This is a genomic window from Kitasatospora sp. NPDC091257, assembly GCF_044757675.1.
Classification (GTDB): domain Bacteria; phylum Actinomycetota; class Actinomycetes; order Streptomycetales; family Streptomycetaceae; genus Kitasatospora; species Kitasatospora lactacystinica.
In genome coordinates this window covers 1-2,395 of sequence record NZ_JBIVVI010001305.1, presented here as the reverse complement: position 1 = coordinate 2,395, position 2,395 = coordinate 1, and the positions used below count along the sequence as shown (strand labels likewise).

At 73.0% G+C, this 2,395-nt stretch carries 2 protein-coding genes; both read right to left on the bottom strand.

Going from position 1 to position 2,395, the window contains the following annotated elements; all coding sequences use genetic code 11:
- Positions 1 to 56: 56 nt before the first annotated feature.
- Positions 57 to 887 carry a shikimate dehydrogenase gene (locus ACIQOV_RS37620; protein ID WP_401055278.1) on the bottom strand — a complete coding sequence of 277 codons (831 nt, stop codon included), beginning with the start codon at positions 885 to 887 and terminating at the stop codon, positions 57 to 59.
- A gap of 42 nt (positions 888 to 929) precedes the next feature.
- On the bottom strand, positions 930 to 2,395 hold a 1,466-nt coding region (gene mltG, locus ACIQOV_RS37615), incomplete at its 5' end, for an endolytic transglycosylase MltG (protein WP_401055277.1).

Genomic DNA, 2,395 nt, shown 5'->3' with positions numbered 1-2,395 from the left:
GCCCCCGGCCGGAGGACCGGGCCCACGACCGGCGCCCCGGCACTCGGCGCGGGGGCTCAGTGCCCGGCGAGCGCCTTCTCCCCCGCCTCGCGCATCGCCGCCAGCGGCCCGGGCGTCCGCCCGGTGAAGGCCTCGCTCTGCAGCACCGCCTGGTGCACCAGGAGGTCCAGCCCGCCCAGGACGGTCGCCCCGCGCCCGGCGCAGGCGGCGGCCAGCGCCGTCGGCCACGGGTGGTACAGCACGTCGAACAGCGCGCCCGGCTCGGCGGGCAGCGCGTCGGCGAAGACGTCCGTCGCGCCCACCGGCGTGGTGGAGACTGTCAGCGGCCGGGCCAGCGCCTCGGCGCCGCGCTCCCAGTCGGCGGTGCGGACGGCCAGGCCCAGCCGGTCGCCCAGCTCGGCCATCTCCCGGGCCCGCTCGGCACTGCGCACGTAGACCGTCACCTCGCCGGTGCAGATCTGGGAGAGCGCGGCCAGCGCCGAGGAGGCGGTGGCCCCGGCGCCCAGGACGGCCGCCTCGGGCACCTCGGTGATCCCGCGCTCGCGCAGCGCGTTGACCAGCCCGGGGACGTCGGTGTTGTCCCCGGTGCGCCGACCGTCGGCGGTGAACACCACGGTGTTCACCGCGTCCACCGAGCGGGCCGTCGCGCTGACCTCGTCGAGCAGCGGGATGACCGCCCGCTTCAGCGGCATGGTGAGCGACAGCCCGGCCCACTCGGCCTCGTCCAGCGCGGCGACGAACCCGGGCAGCCCGGCCTCGTCGACCTCGAAGCGGTCGTAGCGCCAGCCGTCCAGTCCGAGCGCCGCGAAGGCGGCCCGGTGCAGGTCCGGCGAGAGCGAGTGGGCGATCGGCGAACCGAGAACGGCCGCCCGGTGCTTGCTGGTCAACGCTGCCTCTCCGCGAACTGGCGAACTGTCGTCCGGCCGTGGCTACTTCTTGGTGGTGCAGTGACCGCGCGCCTCGTCGAAGCCCTGCCCGGCCAACTGGCAGTACTCCTTGACGTTGGCGTAGTGCTCCTTGCTCGTCTCGGCGAACCGGGTCTGGATCGGGGACATCGCGATGAAGTACAGCCACTTTCCGTCCGCCGGGTGCAGCGTCGCGTTGAGCGCCTCGTCGCCGGGGTTGGAGATCGGACCGGGCGGCAGGCCCGGGTTGATGTAGGTGTTGTACTTGTTGGACGCGTCGTCCATGTCCTTCTTGTCGAGGTCCTTGCGGTTCAGCGAGTACTGGAGCGTGGTGTCCATGCCCAGCCGGTGGTTGATCTCGCCGCCGGCCGCCAGCCGGTTCTGGATGGTCTTGGCCATCTTGGCGAAGTCTTCCGGGTTGTTGCCCTCGCGCTGGAGGATGCTCGCCTCGATGAGCACCTCGTAGCCGGTCTTCAGCCCCACCGAGGCGGCCTGGGCGTCCAGGCCGGCGTACTTCTCGGTGGCGTTCTTCACCATCTGCTTGAGCAGGTCCTCGGGCTTCATGCCCTCGGCGATGTTGTAGCGGGTCGGCCAGAGGAAGCCCTCGATGTTGCCGTTGGCGTACGGCGGCAGGCCGAGGTCGTTGACCTGGGCCTTGGCGACGCCCGCCGTGGTGCCCGCCTGCAACTTCAGCTTGGTGTCGATGAGGGTGTAGATCTCGGTGGAGTTCTTGCCCTCGGGGACGACGATCGCCGCGCCGCCCGCCTGGGCGAGCAGCTCCTTGAGCGCGGCCGCGGCCGGCATCTCCTTCTTCAGCCCGTAGTAGCCGTACTGGATGGTGCCGCACTTGGGCTCGGCCTTGCAGGCCGCGGAGAAGGCGTCGACGCTCTTGACCACGCCGGCGTTCTTCAGCGCCAGGCCGATCTGCCCGCCGACCGCGCCCTTCTTGACCTCCACCTGGACGGAGCCGGTGCCCTCGCCGGTGAAGTCCTCCGGCGGGCCGAAGTGGTCCTGGTAGAAGCCGTAGCCCCACCAGCCGGCCCCGCCCACGGCGCCGAGCAGCACCAGCGCGACCAGCAGACAGGCGCCGCCGTTGCGGCGGCCCGACTTCTTGCCCTTCTCCTTGCGCTTCTTCTGGGCCTCGCGGGACTCGTCCCGCTCCCCGAGGAAGCCGGCCTCCCCGGCCTCCCCGGCCTCCCCGGCCTCGGCGTGCTCGTCGAGGTAGCCGTCGTCCTCGTGGCGGACGTCCTGGTGGCCGTCCCACTCGTCCGTCCCGGCCTCGCGCGCGGCACCGACCGGGTCGGCGCCGGCCTCCAGCGCGGCGGCCTCGGCCTCCCAGTCGATCCCGTCCGGGCCGGGGCCGGAGGCCGGCGCGGGCTCCGGGGCCGGCTGCCGCCGCCGTCGCCGCGGCGTCTGCTGCTGGGGATCCTGCTGGGGCTGGGCGTGCTGCTGGGGCAGGGGCTCCTGCTGCTGAGGGGTCTGCTGCGGGG